We start from the raw sequence: 20,043 nt of genomic DNA on the forward strand, positions 1-20,043 counted from the left end.
AAAATTTAATTGTTTTTAAAGGCAAACATTCGGCAAAGAAACTTCCAGTAGTATCCAAAAATAAATATAGAACTCCATTGAATACTGCTTAAATTAAGAAATAAAGGTTCGTAAGGTTTTAAGAATTCGACCAAAAATCGAAAGAGAAAATATAAAACCATAAAGAGTTTAAATCGATCACCATTAATCAGTTTTTTACTTTTTATCTTTTCAAAAAAAATAAAAAGCAGAACCATAAATACCATTTCGTATAAGGCAATAGGATGTCTTCTTAATCCGTCGCCTAAATTCATTCCTGTAAAAAAAGTAGTTTCGTTACCAAAGGTAGGTTCAGCGATTCCCATTGAAAAACAGCCAATTCGACCAATAAATAAAGATACGATAATTGGAATAACATATAAATCCCCCGAAGCGATTTTTACACCAATGCATTTTTTAATTAATTCAACTCCCATTAACCCACCTAAAAATCCGCCGGCAACAGTTTTATTTTGATATAAAGTTAAAAAAGTCTGATGAGCAATTTGTGAAGGATTTTCAAGTAAAGCAATTGCTCTGGATCCTATTAAAGCGCCAATCATGGCACCAATCATAATAATCAAACGATTCGTATCTGATATGGGATCCTGAATTCTTTTTTTTAGAAAATAATAGATTCTTATACCAACAAAAAAGGCTAATGTTTCAAATATAAAATGCCAGTAAAATGTTTTTTCAAAGATTTCAAATTGAAAGGGGAATGTCATTTTTAGTCAGAATTTTTAACGAATATAGGTAAATCTAATTAAAAATGTTTTAAGATTAATTTTTTACTTTTGAAGCTTAATTGTATCTTAAATAACCCATGCAGAAATCGATTAGTAGTATTATCACATTTTTATTTTTTACACTTTCTTTCGCCCAAACAAAATACGGAAATCCAGAAGTTGACCCATTACAAATCCAGAATGACTACAGCAGTTGGTGGACATATCAGAGTAAAAACATAATGCTTTCTAGAGATTTTGTTGCGCTGGACACACTTTCGAGAGAAATACCAAAAGAGACTTTTTTAGATCAATTAGCAAATGGAAATAGTATTCCTATTCGATTACAATCGGATGATGCCATTTATTACTATAAATTATTTAAAATAAATCCCAATTCCGATACAAGTATAAAAGCAACAATTAACCAAGAAGCTTTTGATGCGTATAAGAATTTCAAAATGGAAAAGACCCCTTTCCCTAAATTCTCTTTTAAGGATTTAAACGGAAATTTAGTTTCTAACGAAACGATGAAAGGAAAAATTATAGTTATAAAATGTTGGTATATTCATTGTGCAGCATGCATCAAAGAATTTCCAGATGTAAATAAATTGGCAGAGAAATATAAAGACCGAAAAGACATTCTTTTTGTAAGTTTAGCCGAAGATACTCCCGAACAATTAAAAGTATTTTTGGCTAGAAAACCATTATCATATTCCGTTATTCCAAATATGAAAATCTATATGAACGAAACGCTGCAGCTAAATGCATTTCCCACACATTTCATTATCAATAAAGAAGGATTAATTACCAAAGTTTTAAATAATTATAAAAGCTTAGAAGTAGCTTTGGAAAAAGAAAGTAAATTATAATATTTTACCGCAAAGGGCACAAAGGATTACGCAAAGTTCACAAAGCTTTTTCTCTACATTGTCATCCTGACGAAGGAAGGATTTCCGCTAGTAGCTCGACAAAGATTATGGGTTTTCCGCGATGATTGCTTCGCCAGTTCGCCATCGCTTGTGTCTTCGCATCCGCTCTGAATGACAAACAGTGCGGATAATTATAATGAATTTGTGAAAATTCGTGTAATTTGTGGTTTACTTCTTTTGTAATCTATTTAATATTTCTAATCTGTGGCAAAACATTTTTAGCTATTTTCATATTAAAAAAACTTAGCCACTCAGTTTCTTTGTACCTCTGAACCTTTTTCACTACTTTTGCACAAAATTAATTAATATAGATATTCATGTTAACAGTCAATAATTTATCGGTACAATTTGGCAAACGAATTTTGTTTGACGAAGTAAATACAACTTTCACACACGGAAATATTTATGGAGTTATCGGAGCCAATGGTGCTGGAAAATCAACTTTTCTTAAAATAATTTCAGGCGAAATGGATCCTACTTCAGGACATATCCATTTAGAGCCAGGAAAACGTATGTCGGTTTTAAACCAAAACCACAACATGTTCGATGAGCATACAGTACTTGAAACCGTAATTATGGGTAACAAAGTATTGTACGCAGTTAAGAAAGAAATGGATGAACTTTATTTAGACTATAACGATAAAAACGCAGATAGAATAGGAGAGTTACAAGTTCAGTTTGAAGAAATGAACGGATGGAACGCTGATTCTGACGCAGCTTCGATGTTGTCTAACTTAGGTATTGCCGAAGAGCACCATTATACATTAATGGGAGATCTAGAGGGAAAAATAAAAGTACGTGTCCTTTTGGCACAAGCTTTATTCGGAAATCCAGATTTACTTATCATGGATGAGCCTACCAACGATTTGGATTTTGAGACAATCGCTTGGTTAGAGAACTTCCTTGCAAATTATGAAAATACAGTAATTGTAGTATCGCATGACCGTCACTTTTTAGATTCGGTTTGTACACATATTTCAGATATCGATTTTAGTAAAATCAACCATTACTCAGGAAACTATACGTTTTGGTATGAGTCTAGCCAATTAGCGGCAAAACAACGTGCACAACAAAACAAAAAAGCCGAAGAAAAGAAACAAGAATTAGAAGAATTTATTCGTCGTTTTAGTGCCAACGTTGCTAAGTCTAAACAAGCAACTTCTCGTAAAAAAATGATTAGTAAGCTTAATATTTCTGAAATTAAACCTTCAAGCCGTCGTTATCCTGCAATTATTTTTGATCAGGATCGTGAAGCAGGAGATCAAATTTTAAATGTTGAAAACTTAAGCGCTTCAATCGAAGGAGATGTTTTGTTTAAAGGTGTTGATTTGAATATGGCAAAAGGAGATAAAATTGTTTTATTCTCTAAAGATTCACGTGCAACAACAGCATTCTACGAAATTTTAAATAACAATCAAAAAGCCGACGAAGGTACTTTTGATTGGGGAATTACAACAAATCAAGCTTATTTACCAGCAGAGAATCATTCATTTTTCGAAAACGACTTAACATTGGTAGACTGGTTACGTCAATGGGCAAAAACTGAAGAAGAGCGTGACGAAGTTTTTATTAGAGGATTCTTAGGGAAAATGATTTTCTCAGGAGAAGAAGCTTTAAAAACAAGTAGAGTTTTATCAGGGGGAGAAAAAGTACGTTGTATGTTATCTCGTATGATGATGGAAAGAGCCAATGTATTAATGCTAGACGAGCCTACAAATCACTTAGATCTTGAGTCGATTACAGCATTTAACAACTCACTAAAAAACTTTAAAGGATCAGTGATTTTTACAACACATGATCATGAGTTTGCACAAACTGTAGGTAATAGAGTAGTAGAGCTTACACCAAATGGAGTTATCGATCGTTACATGACATTTGATGAATATCTTGACGATGAAAAAGTACAAGAATTAAGAGTTAAAATGTATTCTTAATACTTAAAACATATTTTTAAAAATCCCAATCGGCGCACCGATTGGGATTTTTTTTATTCTATTATTTTTTACCAAAGATTTTAATAATCAGGTAAATTATTAAAACAATTACAATAATTACTGCAAAAGCACCGACACCCATTCCTGCTTTAAAAATGCCTTCAATAGCCTCACAACTAGTAAGAGATAACGATATAATTAAAACGACTAGTATTGTAGATAATTTACTTTTCATGATTTCGTGTTTTTAAATTAATTAAAAATGACAATCATTATTGTCTTATTGTGAAATTAATAAATACCACAAAAAGAACGTTATATAATTCCTGTAAAATGTTTTATTATTTGATTTTTAATTTTATGAAAAATAGTTGAGAATAATTGAAAATTAGACTGTTAGACTGCGCTATAATTGAGGATTTGGATTGTAGATTTTGGCTAAATAAAATTATATTTGAGTTAAAATACTATAAATTAATCCTTAAAATATTATGTCAGAAAATGCTTTTAGTTTAAAAACTCCCCGTATAGAAGTCATAGATGCATTACGTGGTTTAGCCATTATGGCGATTATGTTACTTCATAATTTAGAACACTTTGATTTTTATTATTTGCCCGAATATTTACCTGAACCAATCAAGGTATTAGACAAGATAATTTGGGATACATTATTCTTTCTTTTTGCAGGAAAATCATATGCTATCTTTTCACTTCTTTTCGGTTTTAGTTTTTTTATACAATACGATAATCAGCGTAAAAAAGGTAATGATTTTAGATGGAGATACGTTTGGCGACTGGCAATATTATTTGTTTTCGGATTAGTAAATACACTCTTTTTCTCAGGCGATATATTAATGATGTATGCCGTTTTAGGATTAATATTAATTCCGGTTTGTAATTTAAACACCAAATACGTTTTAATAATAGCAACTTTCTTGTTGATGCTTCCTATGGAGTGGTTCAAGTTTTTTAATATTCTATTTAACCCCGAATATATACTTCCTGCAAATCAATCAAATGCTTATTATGGAAGTATGCAAACTTACTTAAGCGGGAACTCATTTGTAGATCATGCAATAGGTAATTTATCAATAGGAAGATGGGCATCAGTATTCTGGTCGTGGGAAAACGGAAGATTTTTTCAGGCACCAGCATTATTTATGTTTGGGATGATAGCTGGAAGAAAACAACTTTTTGTTATTTCGGAAGCTAGTATTGCATTTTGGAAAAAAGCATTAGTATATGCGATTATATTATTTATTCCGCTATTTGCATTCAAAACGTATTTACCAGAACTTATAGCAAATAAAGACATGGTAAATAGTTTATTAATCATTTTTACATCTTGGTCTAATGTTTCCTTTATGGTTGTTTTGGTAAGCACATTTGTATTGTTATATCAAAAAGAAGCTATAAATAAAGTTCTGATAAAATTAATCCCATTCGGAAAAATGAGCTTAACAAGTTATTTTTCTCAATCTATTTTAGGGTCATTTATATACTACCGTTTTGGTTTAGGATTATACCAATATACAGGCGCAACATTTGGTTTGATAATCGGTATTATTTTGTTTCTGTTACAATTAGGATTTTGTACATGGTGGTTAAAAACACACAAACAAGGACCATTAGAATATATTTGGCATAAAGCAACATGGATTTCTTTCGGAAAAGAGAAAAAGACAGTTGCAGCTTAGTTGTAAATATATAATGCTGTAAAAATAGAACGCGGATGAAACGGATTTACTAAAGTAAAGACGCGGATGAAAACAGATTTTTAAAATTATCACAAAGAAAAAAAATCCGTTTTTATCCGCGTTTTCGCCTTGGCGAATCCGTTTCATCCGCGTTCCCTTTTTTAGACAATCTGTGCATTTTTAACTTTACAATAAAGAGAAGTAAAGATAAAAGAAGGGTAATGTTGTCTTAAAAGTATTTGCATTTTGGTAGAATACTTTTGCTTCGTCTAACAACGAAACAACAACTCATGAAAAAGCTCTACTTTCTATTATTCCTATTTGGGATAGGTTTTGCTGCACAAGCACAAAAGTTATTCCCTTATTTGCAAAACGCAACCCCCACATCTATTTATGTTAACTGGAAAACAGATAGCAACCCAGAAACTATTGTAGAATACGGAACAACCGAATCTTCCCTTAATGTTACAGTTACAGGTAATACTAACGTTTTTACAGATTCGGGTTATCCAGGGAACTATTTCTACCACAGCGCGAAACTGATGAATCTTTCGCCGAACACTAAATATTATTACAGAATAAAAACGGGTGCAGATGTGTCTACCGTTTATTCATTTAAAACATTGCCAAACCCTGGGCAAGCAGCAACTGCCGATGGACATATTCGCTTTTTGATTATGGGAGATAATCAGCTAAAAGCTGTACCTCGTTACGATTCTTTAGTATCGGCTGCAAAAAGAAAAATAAAACAAAAATGGGGTTCTACATTATCTCCAGAAGATAATATTTCGATGACATTTATGGTTGGAGATCAAGTCGATGTAGGAACTTTGGATCATTACGAAAATGTACACTTTAAAAAGAACAGAGGATTATCGGGCAATATACCAATTCAGACCACAGTAGGAAACCATGAAACGTATGGAACACTTGGAATGAATTCGTATTACGATCATTTCTATATTAGTGAACTTTCTTATAAAGGGATTTCATCAGGAACAGAGAATTATTATGCGCAACAAGCAGGAAATGTTTTGTTTATCAGTTTAAGTTCAGAACATACAGGAGCAGCACAATTAACTTGGTTGCAACAGGTTCTTGCTGCAGCAAATGCAGATAATACTGTAGAGTGGATTTTTTCTTTAAGTCACAGACCGTATCAAGCTGAGCAATATGTTGGAGATATCTCTACATGGGTTCGTAATACAGCCGTTCCCTTATTGGTAACTTCTCCTAAATACTCTATGCATATTGGTGCACACCATCATTTGTATCATAGAGGACAATTAAAAAATACACCTACATATAATATTATTTCGGGCGGAACAGCTTGGGATCAATATTGGGGATCATCTACCGAACAAGATTTTGAAGATGTGCAGAAAACAATATGCAATTGGATTTACCAAATTGTAGATATTGATGTTACTAACGGAAAAATGGATATCGAAAGTTATTCTATCGGAAGCGTTGATAAATGGAAAAACAACCAGTTAATGGACGAGTTCCATAGATATAAAAACAAAGTAGCTCCAGTAAAACCTGCAATTACAAATACTTTTGCTGCAAATGTTACTTTGCCTTTAACAATTTCAGGTTCGGGATATAGTACAACAACGAATGAGTTGTTAAATACAAGTCAGTTTTTAATTTCACAGACACCAACATTTGATATAATTAAGAAAGAAGTATATCGCGATTTCGAAAATTTATACGGAAAATATAAAACTCAAAAAGATTCAACAGTTGATATCAATCTGGGTGTAGATATTACCAAGATGGATTTAGCTTCAAACTCACTTCCTAATGGTAAGTATTATGTGAAATTAAGATACAGAGACCGCAATCTGGAATGGTCTCCTTGGAGCGATACTCAAACATTTACTGTTGCAGGAAGTAATAATGTGAACACAGAGATAATTACCGATGCCTTAACTTATTCGCAAAGCGCACCTATTAAAGTGGATTTTACCGATGCACCAGCGAGTACAAAAACTTGGATAGGATTGTATAAAGAAGGGCAAACACCGGGATCATCGACACCATCGCTAACTTGGCAATATACTAATGGTAGCCCAAGCGGATTTATTAATTTCCCAAGTGGATTGGCTAATAAAGGGCGTTATTATGCCGTAATATTTTCTAATGGAGGATATACAGAAATTGCACCACGAAAATATTTTTATGTTGGGCCAGTTCCTGTATTAACTACAGATAATACCGAATATTCTGTTGGAACACCAATAGTTGTTAATTATACTAATGGACCACAATTGGCAAAGGATTGGATTGGTATATATAGAATGGGAGTAAATCCAGGATCTGGAGTTGCTTCAACAAGTTGGCAATATGTTACCACAGTTGCAGATACTAAATCATTTAATAACTTACCAAAAGGATATTATTATGCCGAATACTATTTGCAGGATAGTTTTAATGCTATCGGAAATAAAGTATTCTTTAAAGTTGGAGCTGTTGTTACCGAATTATGGATTAATAAACCCGTATATGATCTTGGCGAACAAATTACAGCTTCATGGACTGATGCTCCTGGAATCGTAAAAGATTGGTTGGGAATTTATCATGAAGGCGATAATCCTAATGAAAAGCCATTGGTGAGTTATACTTATTTTGAAGGACTTTCTGAAGGAACTAAAGCCATTGCTACCACAGAGTTACCTACCGAAAAAGGAAATTACTTTTTGGTAATGTTTACCAATGATTCTTATAACGAAGTATCAAACAGAGTTTCTTTTGAAGTAATTGATAGTTCTTTGGGTAACGACGAGTTTAAAATCGATAATGGTTTAAAAGTATATCCAAATCCTACTAATAGTAATGCAGAAACTTTTATTCAGTCGGAATATCCTATTGATGAAATTGAAATTTATAATATGGAAGGAAAACTATTATACGCTACAAAAAATGTAAACAACAATAAATTCTCTTTAATAAATCAAGATTTACCAAAAGGAGTTTATATCCTAAAAATACATTCCCGTAAATTGTTTACGGCTAAATTAATTGTGAAATAGTTAGAGAATTAAAACAACAGTTATTTAATAAAAAAAGCTTCCATATTTGTGGAAGCTTTTTGAATTTATAAAGAATAAGTTTAAAGTATTATTGTAACATTTCTATAAGTTGAATATAATTCCCGCAGGTATCATTTAAAATAGCAATTTTTACATTTCCCATTTCTGTTGGAGTCATTTTAAATTCAACATCTAGATTAATAAGTCTATCGTATTCTTCCTGAAGATTATCTACATTAATTTGTGTGTACGGAATTCCAGCTTCAAAAAGAGCATTTTGATATGTTTTAGCAGGTTCAAAATGATTGGGTGAAGGTTCTAATAAAACTTCAACTCCGTCTGGTTCATCTTTAGAAACAACAGTTAACCATCTGTTACCTCCCCCTAATGGTTCATCATGTTTTTTTATAAAGCCCAATTTGTTAGTATAAAATTGTAATGCCTTTTCTTGGTCCTGAACAGGGATTGAAGTGACTTTTACTTTCATTGTTTTATGGTTTTATTAATTTATTATGATACGCGAAGTTTCCGGACTTTATACTTGTTTCAATATTTTTTTATTTTTAGTATTTTCTATGTAGTCGTTACGAAGTCAGGAGGCTTCACAGAGCAGAGTTCTGTTTTTTATTGTTTGATGTTTTTTAAGTGACTGGATATAAATGTGTTGCTGGTAAGGTTGTATGAAATGAACTCTGCTCTAATTTTCTCTTCAGTAAGCTCATTTAATTTATTTTTAGAAAGGAATACAATATACTTTCGTAATGCTGTTTGGATTCGCTCTAAACCTTCGTTGTCTAAAACTTTGATTTTACTATTGACTTCTATATCAGATTCACCACGTTTATTGTATTGTAAAGTGACTCCATAATATTCTATATTTTCATTTAAATATTTATTATCAAACCAAGTTAATGAGTGCATTAGTTGGCTAATGTCGCTTTTTGAAATTAAATTTGGATGTAGTTTTTCTGATTTAGATTCCATTATTAATGAACAATCATTTTCCATATGCCATAAATTATCACTTCCTTCATTCATTTCTTTTTCTGGACGTAAAGAATAAAAGCCAAGTATTTTTCCTAAAATTTTTATGGCTTCCTCAAAATCTTCAGAATCATTTGTGTGATGGTATTTTAGTTTAACTAAAACTTCGTTAAATGTATCAATGACATCATTCATAGTTGAATAGGATTGGATATGTTTTAATGCTTTTGAAAATTGATTACCTGTTTTTAATTGTTTTTTTAAATATTGTTGAGATAAAAAGGGTTCAAACATGTGTCTAGATTTCTCTCTTGCCTTTATAATTAGATCATTGGACATATCTTTGTTAATTTGATAAATAACATTGGAGCAGAGTAATGTGTAAATTGCAAATTCTGGATCAGTTAATTCCATATTAAGAATTTGCCGAATTAATTTTGCCGAATTTTCATTATTGCCTTTTATGAATTCAATTATTGCTTCTCTTTCGAGGTCTTTAATTTTTAATTTTTTGGTTTTTTCACTTTCTACATTTTCACCATCATCATCTTTCATGAAATTTTGATAGTGCTTTAACCATTCTTCATTTTGAGAAAGACAGAAATCAGCTGTTTCGTAGATCGCTTTAGCGTAATCTTTTTCTTCTGATATTTCATCTTGACTAAGTAAATTTAACCCTATTTCAATTTGCTTTCGTGTATGTTTATTTAAAAAATTAAAATTTTCCTTATGTCTTAAAAAGCGTAAGATGTTTTTTCCGAAAAGATAAATTACACTAAAATCATTACCTGATCTAACAGTCCTTCCCATACCTTGCTCTATGGTTTGTGCAATTATATTTGTATTAGTTGTATGTAAAATGGTCTCTAAATATTTATCTCGTATAAATTTATATTTAGGGTGTTCATGAATGATTAGCACATTACAAGCTTCCCCTCCTAAATCAATTCCATCATATCTATTTGCTAAAACAATAAAGTTTCCTTTTGAATCTTTTAGTTTTTTAATTTCCTCTTCAATATTTTCAGAAATTATTTTTGCGCCTATAGTTTCCCAAGCTCTTGCCTCTCTAAAGGAAGGGACAAGAACAAGAATATTCTGGTTGTTGTTTAAGTGATGATTTACTACTGTTTTTATATCATCGTTGTTAAAATCATTAAAATATCTCTTTGGAGTCAATATCAATCGTTGACCATAATCTTTTCGATCTTTTGGTTCTATAGGATTTTCGATTGATTTTAAAGGGAAGTCTAAATCAAAAAGTAAAGAGATGTCATTTTCGAATGTTGCAGATAAAGCATATTTATATTTCGCATTTGCATAAGTTCGAATATTTTGTGAGTAACATTTAATTGGTGTTATTTCAATTTTTGATGATGTAATATACATCTCATATTGATTAAAATTATTATGAAATAGATCCCAAGTAAACAGGAGAGTCTCTTGTTCCGATAAATAATTTGAAAAAATCTTAATTATCTTTTCTTTATTATCGATCCAAGACCAGAAAGGCAATTTCATATAATAATCTGGATGTTCTGTTCTTATAGCTTCATATGAGCCAATTGCTTGTTTTTTGAGCTCATCACCGAGTAAAACAAAAAGTTCATTATAGACAGGATGATCTTTCTTGAATTTAATAGTAAATGCATCCTTTATTTTTTCGACACATTTATGCGCATCATCAATTACGATAGTCTCTATTTCTATCTTATGACGATCAAAAATATTTTTACCATTAAACAATTTTTGAACTGTTGTAATAAGAATGGCTTTATTGTTTAAAAATTCCTCAGGAATTTCGTTGTCATAATCTATTATGCAGGTGGGGATATTATATTTTTGTGATTGCTCAAAAACTTGATTTACTAACTGTTTATCGGGACATAGAAAAATAGAACGTTTTTTTGTTTCAATAAGTTTAGAATAAAGTATAAGTAGGCCAACTAAAGTCTTTCCTGCTCCAGTATTCATCTTTATTAATAGATGACTATTTTGTTTTTGTTGATACCAACTTGTTAATGCTTCTTCTTGTATTCCTCGCAAATAAGAATATTCTTTTTCTTTTTTTAGACTATAGAACAATTCATTGGGTTCATTAGGTAAAGCAATTTCTTTTTTTTGTTGATCGTTTATTTTTTTGAAAATGTTCATAAATGTATTGATTAGTTATTTTTGGTATGTTTAGCTAAAATAAAGTTTTTTTGATGTAAATTATCTACTTAAAAAGATTTTATTTGTTGGTAAACAGTTTCTTATTTTTTTAAATGTTTAGGATAAAAAATAGGAATAGCTTATTATTATTATTAACAAAAAAATATTTCCCACCCGAACACCCCAACAAATAAAATCTGATTTTGTATATTTGCCCAACCAAACACTACACTTTACTATGAGTCAAAAAGTATTACTTAATTCAAAAGAAGTTACTATCATATTACATCGTTTGGCCTGTCAATTGATAGAAAAGCATCTTGATTTTTCAGACACGATTTTGGTAGGAATTCAACCTAGAGGTGTTTACTTGGCAGAGCGACTGAAAGAATTATTAGAAAAAGAATATAAAACGCCTGAGATTACATTAGGATATTTAGACATTACTTTTTTTAGAGATGATTTCCGAAGAACAGATAAACCTCTTGAAGCTAATAAAACCAAAATCAATTTTATTGTAGAGAATAAAAAAGTCATTTTTATAGATGATGTATTATTCACAGGACGAAGTATTCGATCAGCATTAACTGCTATTCAATCCTTTGGCCGACCAGCAGAAATTGAATTATTGGTGTTAATCGACAGGCGTTTTAGCCGACATTTACCAATACAACCCGATTATCGCGGCAGACAGGTGGATGCTATCAATAATGAGAAAGTGATTGTGAGTTGGAAAGAGAATGATGGCGAAGATGTCGTTTACTTAGTGACAAATTAGTTTAATCGGTTAACCGGTTAATTGTTTAATCGGTAGAAAACGATTAAACGGTTTAGCAAAAACCATTAAACAAATAAAACAATTAAACATAAAAGATGAAAGAATTAAGCGTAAATCATTTGTTAGGAATAAAATACATCAATGAGAATGATATTAACCTAATTTTTGAAACAGCCGACCATTTTAAAGAAGTCATTAACCGACCAATTAAAAAAGTTCCTTCGTTGCGAGATATTACTATTGCCAATATATTTTTTGAAAATAGTACCAGAACAAAACTTTCATTCGAATTAGCACAAAAAAGATTATCGGCCGACGTTATTAGTTTTTCGGCAGCACAATCATCAGTTAAAAAAGGAGAAACACTTATCGATACGGTAAATAATATTCTTTCGATGAAAGTGGATATGGTCGTAATGCGTCATGCCAATCCTGGAGCAGCTTACTTTTTATCCAAGAATGTAAAAGCAAGTATTGTAAACGCAGGAGATGGAGCGCATGAACACCCAACACAAGCTTTACTGGATAGTTATTCTATTAGAGAAAGGCTAGGAGATGTAGCAGGAAAGAAAGTAGTAATTGTAGGTGATATTTTACACTCAAGAGTAGCTTTATCTAATATTTATGCTTTGAAAATGCAAGGTGCTGAGGTAAAAGTATGCGGTCCAAAAACATTAATTCCCAGATATATTGAATCATTAGGAGTTACTGTAGAACCTAATTTACGTAAAGCATTAGAATGGTGTGATGTTGCCAATATGTTGCGTGTGCAGAACGAAAGAATGGATGTTAACTTTTTCCCTTCTACAAGAGAATATTCACAACAATATGGTGTAGATAAAGCGTTATTAGATTCTTTGAACAAAGAAATTGTAATCATGCATCCCGGACCAATAAACAGGGGAGTAGAGATAACATCTGAAGTAGCTGATTCTGAACATTCGGTTATTTTAAATCAAGTCGAAAATGGAGTAGCTGTTCGTATGGCGGTTATTTATCTTTTGGCTTCAAAAATCCAATAAATTCCAAAAAGAAACTACCTTCGTTGTTCCAAAGAGGTATTTAGGGATTAATGAATGTAAAGCAAGAGAAAAAATGAAAGTAGATCAAAAAGGACATACAACAATAATTAAAGATACTCAGGGAGATTTTACTTCTTTTCTGGAGAAAATAACACAGCAGTTTAAAACCTTCGGAAATCACAATATTATTATCGATTTATTAGCGCATAAAGATTTAACCATAAACGATATCAAATTATTATTACCTCTTTCTAAACAACAAAAAAAAACCAAAAAATCTTTTGCTATTGTTGTTTCTGATATAGATTTTAATGCCGTTCCAGATGCATTAATTGTTGTTCCTTCAGTTTTAGAGGCGCATGATATTATTGAAATGGACGAAATAGAAAGAGATTTAGGATTTTAAATACTGAACGAATCTTAAAATTTTAGATATATATATTAATATAAAATATGGGTTAGTTGTTTATTTGTTTAACTGTTTAGTCGATTTATTTTGATGTTTTATTCTTGAACGATTAAACGATTTTACCCAATAAACAAATAAACAAAATTGAAGTTAACAATATTAGGCTGTTATGCCGCAACTCCAAGAACTTTTACTAATCCTACTTCGCAGGTATTAGAAATAAAAAATAGATTGTTTCTTATCGATTGTGGTGAAGGAACTCAGGTACAATTGCGTAAAAACAAGGTGAAATTCTCTAAAATTAATCACGTTTTTATTTCGCATTTACATGGAGACCATTTCTTTGGACTCATCGGATTAATATCTACTTTTAGTCTTTTAGGACGTACTACCGATTTGCATATTCATGGTCCGAAAGGAATTAAAGAAATCATATTACTACAACTGAAATTATCGAGTTCATGGACAAACTATGGTTTGTACTTTCATGAATTAGTGTCTGATAAAAGTGAAGTTGTTTTTGAAGATCAAAAAGTAACTGTAACCACAATACCTCTAAATCATCGAGTTTATACCAATGGTTTTTTGTTTCAGGAGAAAAAAGACCCGCGTAAACTAGATGTAGATGCTGTTCAGCATTATAATATAGATACTTGTTATTATCAGAAAATTAAAAACGGAGGAGATATAAAGTTGGATGATGGTACAATTATCGCTAACGAAAAATTATCATTTGATCCTTTGCCTCCTAAGAGTTATGCATTTTGCTCTGATACTGTATATCATGAAGCTGTAATTCCTATTATAAATAATGTAGATGTTTTGTATCATGAAAGCACCTTCTTGCAATCGGAAGAAGCTTTGGCTTCAAAAACATTACATTCAACAGCCAAAGAAGCTGCGACAATAGCTTTAAAAGCCAATGCTAAACATTTGGTTCTGGGGCATTATTCTACCAGATATGAAAGTATCGAATTGTTTAGAGAAGAAGCCGAAACTATCTTTCCTAATGTATTATTAGGTGATGATGGAAAGAGTTTTGAATTTTAGAGCTACTGCTGAAGGCTTTAAGCTTTAGGCAATCTAATTAATGAGATTAATAATTCTAACTATCTAAGATGTCTAGTAATCTAAGAAATCAAATAATTTGTATAAGTTACTGGATGTAATTAATTTTAATACATAGGAACATAGATTCTGGGCTCTCAAAAAGGCGTTTCACTTATTTAAAAGACACAGAGTCTAGCTATGTGAAAGGAATGTATTTCTTTTTGTATTCTTTTTTTAGCATAAAATCTATGTTCTTATGTGTTAAAGAAAAAAGTATGGATCAAATCCTTAAAGTTAATATAGTATATAATCTATATGCTATTTTTATAATCTAAAAGGTCTAGTAATCTAAGAAAGTCTAAGTAGTCTAACAATCTAAGAAAGTCTAAGAAAGTCTAAGATGTCTAATAATCTAAGTAATCTAAGAAAGTCTAACAATCTAAGTAGTCTGAAAAACTAACAATCTAAAAGTCTAAAAAAAATGAATGATCTAAGTAATTATAGAAAATCCTACGAGAAAAGCGAATTGCTGGAAAGTAATATTCCAGAAGATCCTATTAATCTTTTTAATAGATGGTTTCATGAAGTAGAAGACTTTGGAGGAGTTGATGAGGTAAATGCAATGACAGTGTCGACAATAGGATTGGATGGCTTTCCTAAATCGAGAGTTGTTTTATTAAAGAAATTCTCTGAAGAAGGTTTTATTTTTTATACCAATTATAATTCTGAAAAAGGAAAAGCAATACAGAATAATCCACATGTTTGTTTGTCTTTCTTTTGGCCAAGCTCAGAACGCCAGGTTATTATAAAAGGAATAGCAGCTAAAACATCTGAGTCGGTTTCTGATGGTTATTTCGATTCAAGACCTGACGGAAGTAAGTTAGGAGCAATTGTATCTCATCAAAGTGAAGTTATTCCATCAAGAACATTTCTAGAAGAGAACCTAAAAGAACTAGAGAAAGAATTTGAAGGAAAATCTATTCCCAGACCTAAACATTGGGGAGGTTTTCTTGTTACTCCTGTTGAGGTTGAATTTTGGCAAGGAAGACCAAATCGTTTGCATGACAGAATAAGATATGTTGCTCAAGATGATTACTCTTGGAAGATTGAACGACTTTCGTCTTAAAAGTAAGAAAAATACACTATAAAAATATTTTATAGTGTAGTTCATCGATTTTTTTTGGTAGTTTAACGATAAAATATGTAGATTTAACTAATAATTAAAAAGAAGCATAATTTATTTAATACAATTTAAAGAGTTTGCCCCACAATCTACTTTAAGCTTAAACTACTAATATTTATGAAATTAAGAATTCATTTTTTATCGCTTTTGGTAATAGCGGCGCTTACCATGAATTCTTGTGCATCTGATTCGGTTGACTCAGTTTCAAATCCAGAATCAGGTGTTTCTTCTGAGCTAGTTACCAATTATACTTATAATCAGGAAGAGCTTGAAACAATGCAACTTATTAATGAATATAGAGTTAGTGTTGGATTAAGTTCTCTGAAAGCAATAAATCATATTTCGTTTAAATCTGAGGAGCATGATGAATATATGATTGCTAAGAATGTAGTTAATCATGATGATTTTGTCGCTCGATCAGAAAATATTATTAAAGTACTAGGAGCTCAAAAAGTAGGTGAGAATGTCGCTTACAATTATAATACACCACAGGCAGTATTAAAAGCGTGGTTAGAAAGCGAAGGACATAAACAAAATATCGTAGGTGACTATACGCATTTTGGTATAGCTATAAAACAAGATCCAGAAAACGGAAGAAAATATTATACTAATATTTTTGCAAAAATATAATTGAATCTATTTTTTTTTTACAGAAGAAAATGGAAGTAAAAAGACCCTTTTTATGTTACTGGTTTATTTAAGTTGAGGTTAATAGCCGTTATTTTAATTAATAACGGCTATTTAATTTGTAGTGGTAAAAAGCTGTCTTTATAGACAGCTTTTTTTTATGTTCGAAAGTTTAGTAATTAGGCGAAAAAATTACCGCAAAGGTCGCAAAGGATTACACAAAGGTTCGCAAAGTTTAATGAATAGCTTTGTGCTCTTTGCGTTCTTTTCATTGTGTGCTTTGCGTTAAAGTGAGAATGAAATAATTTATCGCAAAGGTCGCAAAGGCTTATACAAAGATTCGCAAAGTTCAATCAATAGCTTTGCGAACCTTTGCGTTTTTTTTCCTTGTGTACTTTGCGTTAAAATAGAATCAGACTCAACTATATTATCTACAAATAAAAAACCAGTGAAGTTGATTTCACTGGTTTAGGTTTAATACATAACTAACAATTTTTTATTAAAACTATACTTTGATTTATTGTTATAAAGCCGAAATTATAAATTCGCTTCGTCTGTTCATTTGATGCTCAGCTTCGGTACATTTTACTCCATCAGAACAACCGTTTACAAGTTGGGTTTCTCCATATCCTTTTCCGGTTAATCTGTTTGGAGCAACACCATTTTGAATCAACCATTTTATGGTCGATTTTGCTCTTCTGTCTGACAATGCTTCATTGTATTTATGCGTTGCACGACTATCGGTATGAGAACGAATATCAAGTTTCATTTTTGGATATTGATTCAATACATCTAGTATTTTTTCTAAATCCAAAGCTGCTTCTCTACGGATATTAGATTTATCCAGATCAAAATAAATCATTTTGATTCCAAAACATTTACCTAAATCATCACCAATTGTTACAACACAATCAGATTTTTCAAGTGCTATAGATAACTGAGTTCTTCCTTTTTCGTTTAAGATAGTAACACTTTGTTCTTTGGTTGTATATTTTTCTTTTTCGGCTCTTACGTTGTAGGTTAGACCACATGTTACTGGGAAAGTATAATTTCCGTTTTGATCTGAATAGCCTGTTGTAATTACTTTAAAGTTATTGTCATACAAAGTCAATTTGGTGTTTGGTAAAACTTCTCCAGTAGCCAAATCGGTTATGGTTCCGTATAATTCCTGAGTACAAAATAGTAATGGTTTTGTTTCTAAAAACTTATAGATATCATCAGATCCCAGTCCGCCATCTTTGTTAGATGTAAAAAATCCTCTTCGTGATTTAGTATCGATTAAATAAGCAAAATCATCTTTGGGAGAATTAATATCTGATCCTAAGTTTTGAACATTGCTCACACCGTTATCACTTAGTTTTCCAACAAAAACATCTAAACCTCCAAGTCCGGGGCGTCCGTCTGAGGAAAAATAAATTTCCTTTTCGTTGGTTACATATGGAAAAGTTTCTTTTCCTTCAGTATTAACCGATGAACCTAAATTTATTGGTGTTCCAAATTCACCATTATCATTGATACTTATTTTATAGATATCCGATTGTCCGTATGTTCCTGGCATATCCGATGCAAAATATAATGTTTTTTCATCTGGACTAAGTGCAGGATGTGCCGTACTATAATTATTACTATTAAATGGGACTTCCATTATATTAGTCCATTTATCATTTTCTAGCGTGGCCTTGTATATTTTTATTAAGGTTATTTTATTTTCATCTTTTCCCTTTTTGCCATCTATGTAATTGTTTCTTGTAAAATAAACAGTCTTACCGTCTTTTGTAAAAACTGGAGTTGATTCGTGGAATTTTGAGTTTATTTTAGACTTGAATTTTTTAGGGGCATTGGGATTAAAATCCTGATCTACATCTGACTGATATAGATTGGTGAAATGTTCGCCAGTCCATTTGTGTTTGCGTTGCCCTAAACCACCAGTATCTCTTGCCGAAGCAAAAACAATTTTGTTTTGATAAAAAGTAGTTCCGTAATCAGAGTATTTACTATTTATTCCTGCATTCTCAATGTTATAGCGTCCAGAGTTAGCTTTAATTTGTTCAAGATAATTTTTGTCGCTTTCATAGAGTTTACCACGAGTATCCTTTTTTGATTTCTGATTAAATAAATCAAGCATTTGATTGGCTTTGGTAATATCTCCAGTAGATTTTAATGATTGTGCGTATCGGTAATAATACTCAGGTTCTACCTCGGTGTTCATGGCAAATAATTCGCCATACCATTTTGCCGCCTTATCAAATTCGGAGTTGAAATAATAGGAGTTGCCTAACTTCTTGAACATATCTTCAGATTTGTATCCCTTTTCGGCTACACGTTCATAGGTTTTAATGGCATCTATATAGGCATAGTTGTCATATTTTTTATCTCCAGAAGCAATCTTGCTCTGTTGTGAATAACTGTTTAAAGAAAAAACACTTACTATTGTTATGTAAAGGATTGTAAAATTTTTCATGTTGATCTATTTATTTGTTTTTTAAAGGAACATGGTATCGCCATTCTTCTTTATTATTGGCTATTTTGGAATCATTGCCGATTTCATAATAAATATTTTTAGAAGAAACGAGGGGTTGTCATTTTACCATTGTTTTTGATAAATTCATAGCGCAAGAATATTTCATGTGAGCCAGAATTATAATTGTTTAAGTTGGTGGTCTCACGGTCATAGCCATATCCTATATATAATCCATCGCTAACCTGAAAACCTACCATCGCACTTAATGAGGCGCTCCATCTGTAAGCTACTCCAACTACAAATTTGTTGACAAACATAAAATTGGCCGAAACATCTACTTGTAGTGGTGCACCTTCTACCATTTTAGTTAATAAAGCAGGTTTAAACTTAATGTCTTGATAATAATCCAAATCAAATACGTATCCTGCCATCAAATAATAATTTATTTTATCCTTATAAATTGCAATATCATTATCATTATAACGATTGGTTTCGATGAAGTTTGGTACTGATAAACCTATGTATGCTTTATCTGAATGAAGATATACTCCAGCTCCGATATTTGGTTTAAATACATTATCTAAATTCTGAAATTGTGGATCGCCTTGATCAGCTGGATTTAATTTATTGACATCTAAATTGAATAAATTACCCGTGGCTTTAATACCAAAAGATAGTTTATAGTTTGGTGAAGTAGGTATAGTATAGGAAAGGTCTACAGAAAAAGTATTTTCATTTGTAGGTCCAATTTTGTCATTAACCAATGACACTCCTAATCCTAGATTACTGTTATTTATTGGGGTATTTACCGAAAAACTACTAGTTTCGGGCGCACCATCTAGTCCGACCCATTGAGTACGGTATAAACCAAAAATACTTAGAGCTCCTCGTGACCCTGCATAAGCGGGGTTGATATTTATGGTGTTGTACATATATTGTGTAAATTGAGCATCTTGTTGTGCGTAACTTACTATAGCTGTAAACATCAAAACGAAAGAAAATAATTTTGTTCTCATAGTAGATATTTATTA

16 protein-coding genes are annotated in these 20,043 nt (G+C 31.4%); 10 read left to right on the forward strand and 6 right to left on the reverse strand.

Annotated elements, in window-relative coordinates; translation table 11 throughout:
* Positions 1-5: 5 nt before the first annotated feature.
* A complete protein-coding gene (locus AC3IPI_RS14400; RefSeq protein WP_489153547.1) occupies positions 6-746 on the reverse strand; it encodes a prolipoprotein diacylglyceryl transferase in 741 nt (246 codons plus the stop codon).
* 98 nt (positions 747-844) lie between these two features.
* On the opposite strand from AC3IPI_RS14400, the gene AC3IPI_RS14405 reads away from it, so the two are divergent.
* Both AC3IPI_RS14405 and AC3IPI_RS14410 read left to right on the forward strand, forming a co-directional pair.
* Complete coding sequence (locus AC3IPI_RS14405) at positions 845-1,618, forward strand: TlpA family protein disulfide reductase (RefSeq protein WP_489153549.1); 774 nt, start codon at positions 845-847, stop codon at positions 1,616-1,618.
* Between the two features lie 377 nt (positions 1,619-1,995).
* Entirely contained in the window at positions 1,996-3,612 is a 1,617-nt protein-coding gene (locus tag AC3IPI_RS14410) for an ABC-F family ATP-binding cassette domain-containing protein (protein WP_039120362.1), read from the forward strand.
* 61 nt (positions 3,613-3,673) lie between these two features.
* On the opposite strand, the gene AC3IPI_RS14415 is transcribed toward AC3IPI_RS14410, so the two are convergent.
* Positions 3,674-3,847, reverse strand: a complete 174-nt coding sequence (locus tag AC3IPI_RS14415; protein ID WP_489153551.1) for a hypothetical protein — start codon at positions 3,845-3,847, stop codon at positions 3,674-3,676.
* 256 nt (positions 3,848-4,103) lie between these two features.
* On the opposite strand from AC3IPI_RS14415, the gene AC3IPI_RS14420 reads away from it, so the two are divergent.
* Positions 4,104-5,309: a DUF418 domain-containing protein gene (locus AC3IPI_RS14420; RefSeq protein WP_489153553.1), complete on the forward strand. Its 1,206-nt coding sequence runs from the start codon at positions 4,104-4,106 to the stop codon at positions 5,307-5,309.
* A gap of 290 nt (positions 5,310-5,599) precedes the next feature.
* A complete protein-coding gene (locus AC3IPI_RS14425) occupies positions 5,600-8,344 on the forward strand; it encodes a fibronectin type III domain-containing protein (protein ID WP_489153555.1) in 2,745 nt (914 codons plus the stop codon).
* A gap of 88 nt (positions 8,345-8,432) precedes the next feature.
* On the opposite strand, the gene AC3IPI_RS14430 is transcribed toward AC3IPI_RS14425, so the two are convergent.
* Both AC3IPI_RS14430 and AC3IPI_RS14435 read right to left on the reverse strand, forming a co-directional pair.
* Positions 8,433-8,831 carry a VOC family protein gene (locus tag AC3IPI_RS14430; RefSeq protein WP_489153557.1) on the reverse strand — a complete coding sequence of 133 codons (399 nt, stop codon included), beginning with the start codon at positions 8,829-8,831 and terminating at the stop codon, positions 8,433-8,435.
* A 137-nt stretch (positions 8,832-8,968) separates the two neighbouring features.
* Positions 8,969-11,482 (reverse strand): DEAD/DEAH box helicase family protein, encoded by a 2,514-nt coding sequence (locus AC3IPI_RS14435; RefSeq protein WP_489153559.1) that lies wholly within the window; start codon positions 11,480-11,482, stop codon positions 8,969-8,971.
* Positions 11,483-11,720: 238 nt separating this feature from the next.
* Here AC3IPI_RS14435 and pyrR point away from each other — a divergent pair, with 238 nt between their 5' ends.
* From pyrR to AC3IPI_RS14465, 6 genes are all read left to right on the forward strand, one after another.
* Positions 11,721-12,260 (forward strand): bifunctional pyr operon transcriptional regulator/uracil phosphoribosyltransferase PyrR, encoded by a 540-nt coding sequence (gene pyrR, locus AC3IPI_RS14440; RefSeq protein ID WP_489153561.1) that lies wholly within the window; start codon positions 11,721-11,723, stop codon positions 12,258-12,260.
* Between the two features lie 95 nt (positions 12,261-12,355).
* Complete coding sequence (locus AC3IPI_RS14445) at positions 12,356-13,282, forward strand: aspartate carbamoyltransferase catalytic subunit (protein ID WP_039112741.1); 927 nt, start codon at positions 12,356-12,358, stop codon at positions 13,280-13,282.
* 73 nt (positions 13,283-13,355) lie between these two features.
* On the forward strand, positions 13,356-13,688 hold the full coding sequence (locus AC3IPI_RS14450) for a ribonuclease Z (protein WP_489153563.1): 333 nt from the start codon (positions 13,356-13,358) through the stop codon (positions 13,686-13,688).
* A 147-nt stretch (positions 13,689-13,835) separates the two neighbouring features.
* Positions 13,836-14,741: a ribonuclease Z gene (locus tag AC3IPI_RS14455; RefSeq protein ID WP_489153565.1), complete on the forward strand. Its 906-nt coding sequence runs from the start codon at positions 13,836-13,838 to the stop codon at positions 14,739-14,741.
* A gap of 481 nt (positions 14,742-15,222) precedes the next feature.
* Positions 15,223-15,867: a pyridoxamine 5'-phosphate oxidase gene (gene pdxH, locus AC3IPI_RS14460; protein WP_489153567.1), complete on the forward strand. Its 645-nt coding sequence runs from the start codon at positions 15,223-15,225 to the stop codon at positions 15,865-15,867.
* 174 nt (positions 15,868-16,041) lie between these two features.
* A complete protein-coding gene (locus tag AC3IPI_RS14465; RefSeq protein ID WP_489153569.1) occupies positions 16,042-16,554 on the forward strand; it encodes a CAP domain-containing protein in 513 nt (170 codons plus the stop codon).
* A 520-nt stretch (positions 16,555-17,074) separates the two neighbouring features.
* Here AC3IPI_RS14465 and AC3IPI_RS14470 read toward each other — a convergent pair.
* Both AC3IPI_RS14470 and AC3IPI_RS14475 read right to left on the reverse strand, forming a co-directional pair.
* Complete coding sequence (locus tag AC3IPI_RS14470; RefSeq protein WP_489153571.1) at positions 17,075-19,012, reverse strand: OmpA family protein; 1,938 nt, start codon at positions 19,010-19,012, stop codon at positions 17,075-17,077.
* A 98-nt stretch (positions 19,013-19,110) separates the two neighbouring features.
* Positions 19,111-20,028 (reverse strand): PorP/SprF family type IX secretion system membrane protein, encoded by a 918-nt coding sequence (locus AC3IPI_RS14475; RefSeq protein ID WP_489153573.1) that lies wholly within the window; start codon positions 20,026-20,028, stop codon positions 19,111-19,113.
* Between the last annotated feature and the right edge of the window lie 15 nt (positions 20,029-20,043).

It is taken from the genome of Flavobacterium sp. GL_143, assembly GCF_057834355.1.

What these genes read in the sequence shown, in the direction of transcription:
- AC3IPI_RS14400 (WP_489153547.1), bottom strand. Translation starts at nt 746, where the DNA reads ATGACATTCCCCTTTCAATTTGAAATCTTTGAAAAAACATTTTACTGG.
- AC3IPI_RS14405 (WP_489153549.1), top strand. Translation starts at nt 845, where the DNA reads ATGCAGAAATCGATTAGTAGTATTATCACATTTTTATTTTTTACACTT.
- AC3IPI_RS14410 (WP_039120362.1), top strand. Translation starts at nt 1,996, where the DNA reads ATGTTAACAGTCAATAATTTATCGGTACAATTTGGCAAACGAATTTTG.
- AC3IPI_RS14415 (WP_489153551.1), bottom strand. Translation starts at nt 3,847, where the DNA reads ATGAAAAGTAAATTATCTACAATACTAGTCGTTTTAATTATATCGTTA.
- AC3IPI_RS14420 (WP_489153553.1), top strand. Translation starts at nt 4,104, where the DNA reads ATGTCAGAAAATGCTTTTAGTTTAAAAACTCCCCGTATAGAAGTCATA.
- AC3IPI_RS14425 (WP_489153555.1), top strand. Translation starts at nt 5,600, where the DNA reads ATGAAAAAGCTCTACTTTCTATTATTCCTATTTGGGATAGGTTTTGCT.
- AC3IPI_RS14430 (WP_489153557.1), bottom strand. Translation starts at nt 8,831, where the DNA reads ATGAAAGTAAAAGTCACTTCAATCCCTGTTCAGGACCAAGAAAAGGCA.
- AC3IPI_RS14435 (WP_489153559.1), bottom strand. Translation starts at nt 11,482, where the DNA reads ATGAACATTTTCAAAAAAATAAACGATCAACAAAAAAAAGAAATTGCT.
- pyrR (WP_489153561.1), top strand. Translation starts at nt 11,721, where the DNA reads ATGAGTCAAAAAGTATTACTTAATTCAAAAGAAGTTACTATCATATTA.
- AC3IPI_RS14445 (WP_039112741.1), top strand. Translation starts at nt 12,356, where the DNA reads ATGAAAGAATTAAGCGTAAATCATTTGTTAGGAATAAAATACATCAAT.
- AC3IPI_RS14450 (WP_489153563.1), top strand. Translation starts at nt 13,356, where the DNA reads ATGAAAGTAGATCAAAAAGGACATACAACAATAATTAAAGATACTCAG.
- pdxH (WP_489153567.1), top strand. Translation starts at nt 15,223, where the DNA reads ATGAATGATCTAAGTAATTATAGAAAATCCTACGAGAAAAGCGAATTG.
- AC3IPI_RS14465 (WP_489153569.1), top strand. Translation starts at nt 16,042, where the DNA reads ATGAAATTAAGAATTCATTTTTTATCGCTTTTGGTAATAGCGGCGCTT.
- AC3IPI_RS14470 (WP_489153571.1), bottom strand. Translation starts at nt 19,012, where the DNA reads ATGAAAAATTTTACAATCCTTTACATAACAATAGTAAGTGTTTTTTCT.
- AC3IPI_RS14475 (WP_489153573.1), bottom strand. Translation starts at nt 20,028, where the DNA reads ATGAGAACAAAATTATTTTCTTTCGTTTTGATGTTTACAGCTATAGTA.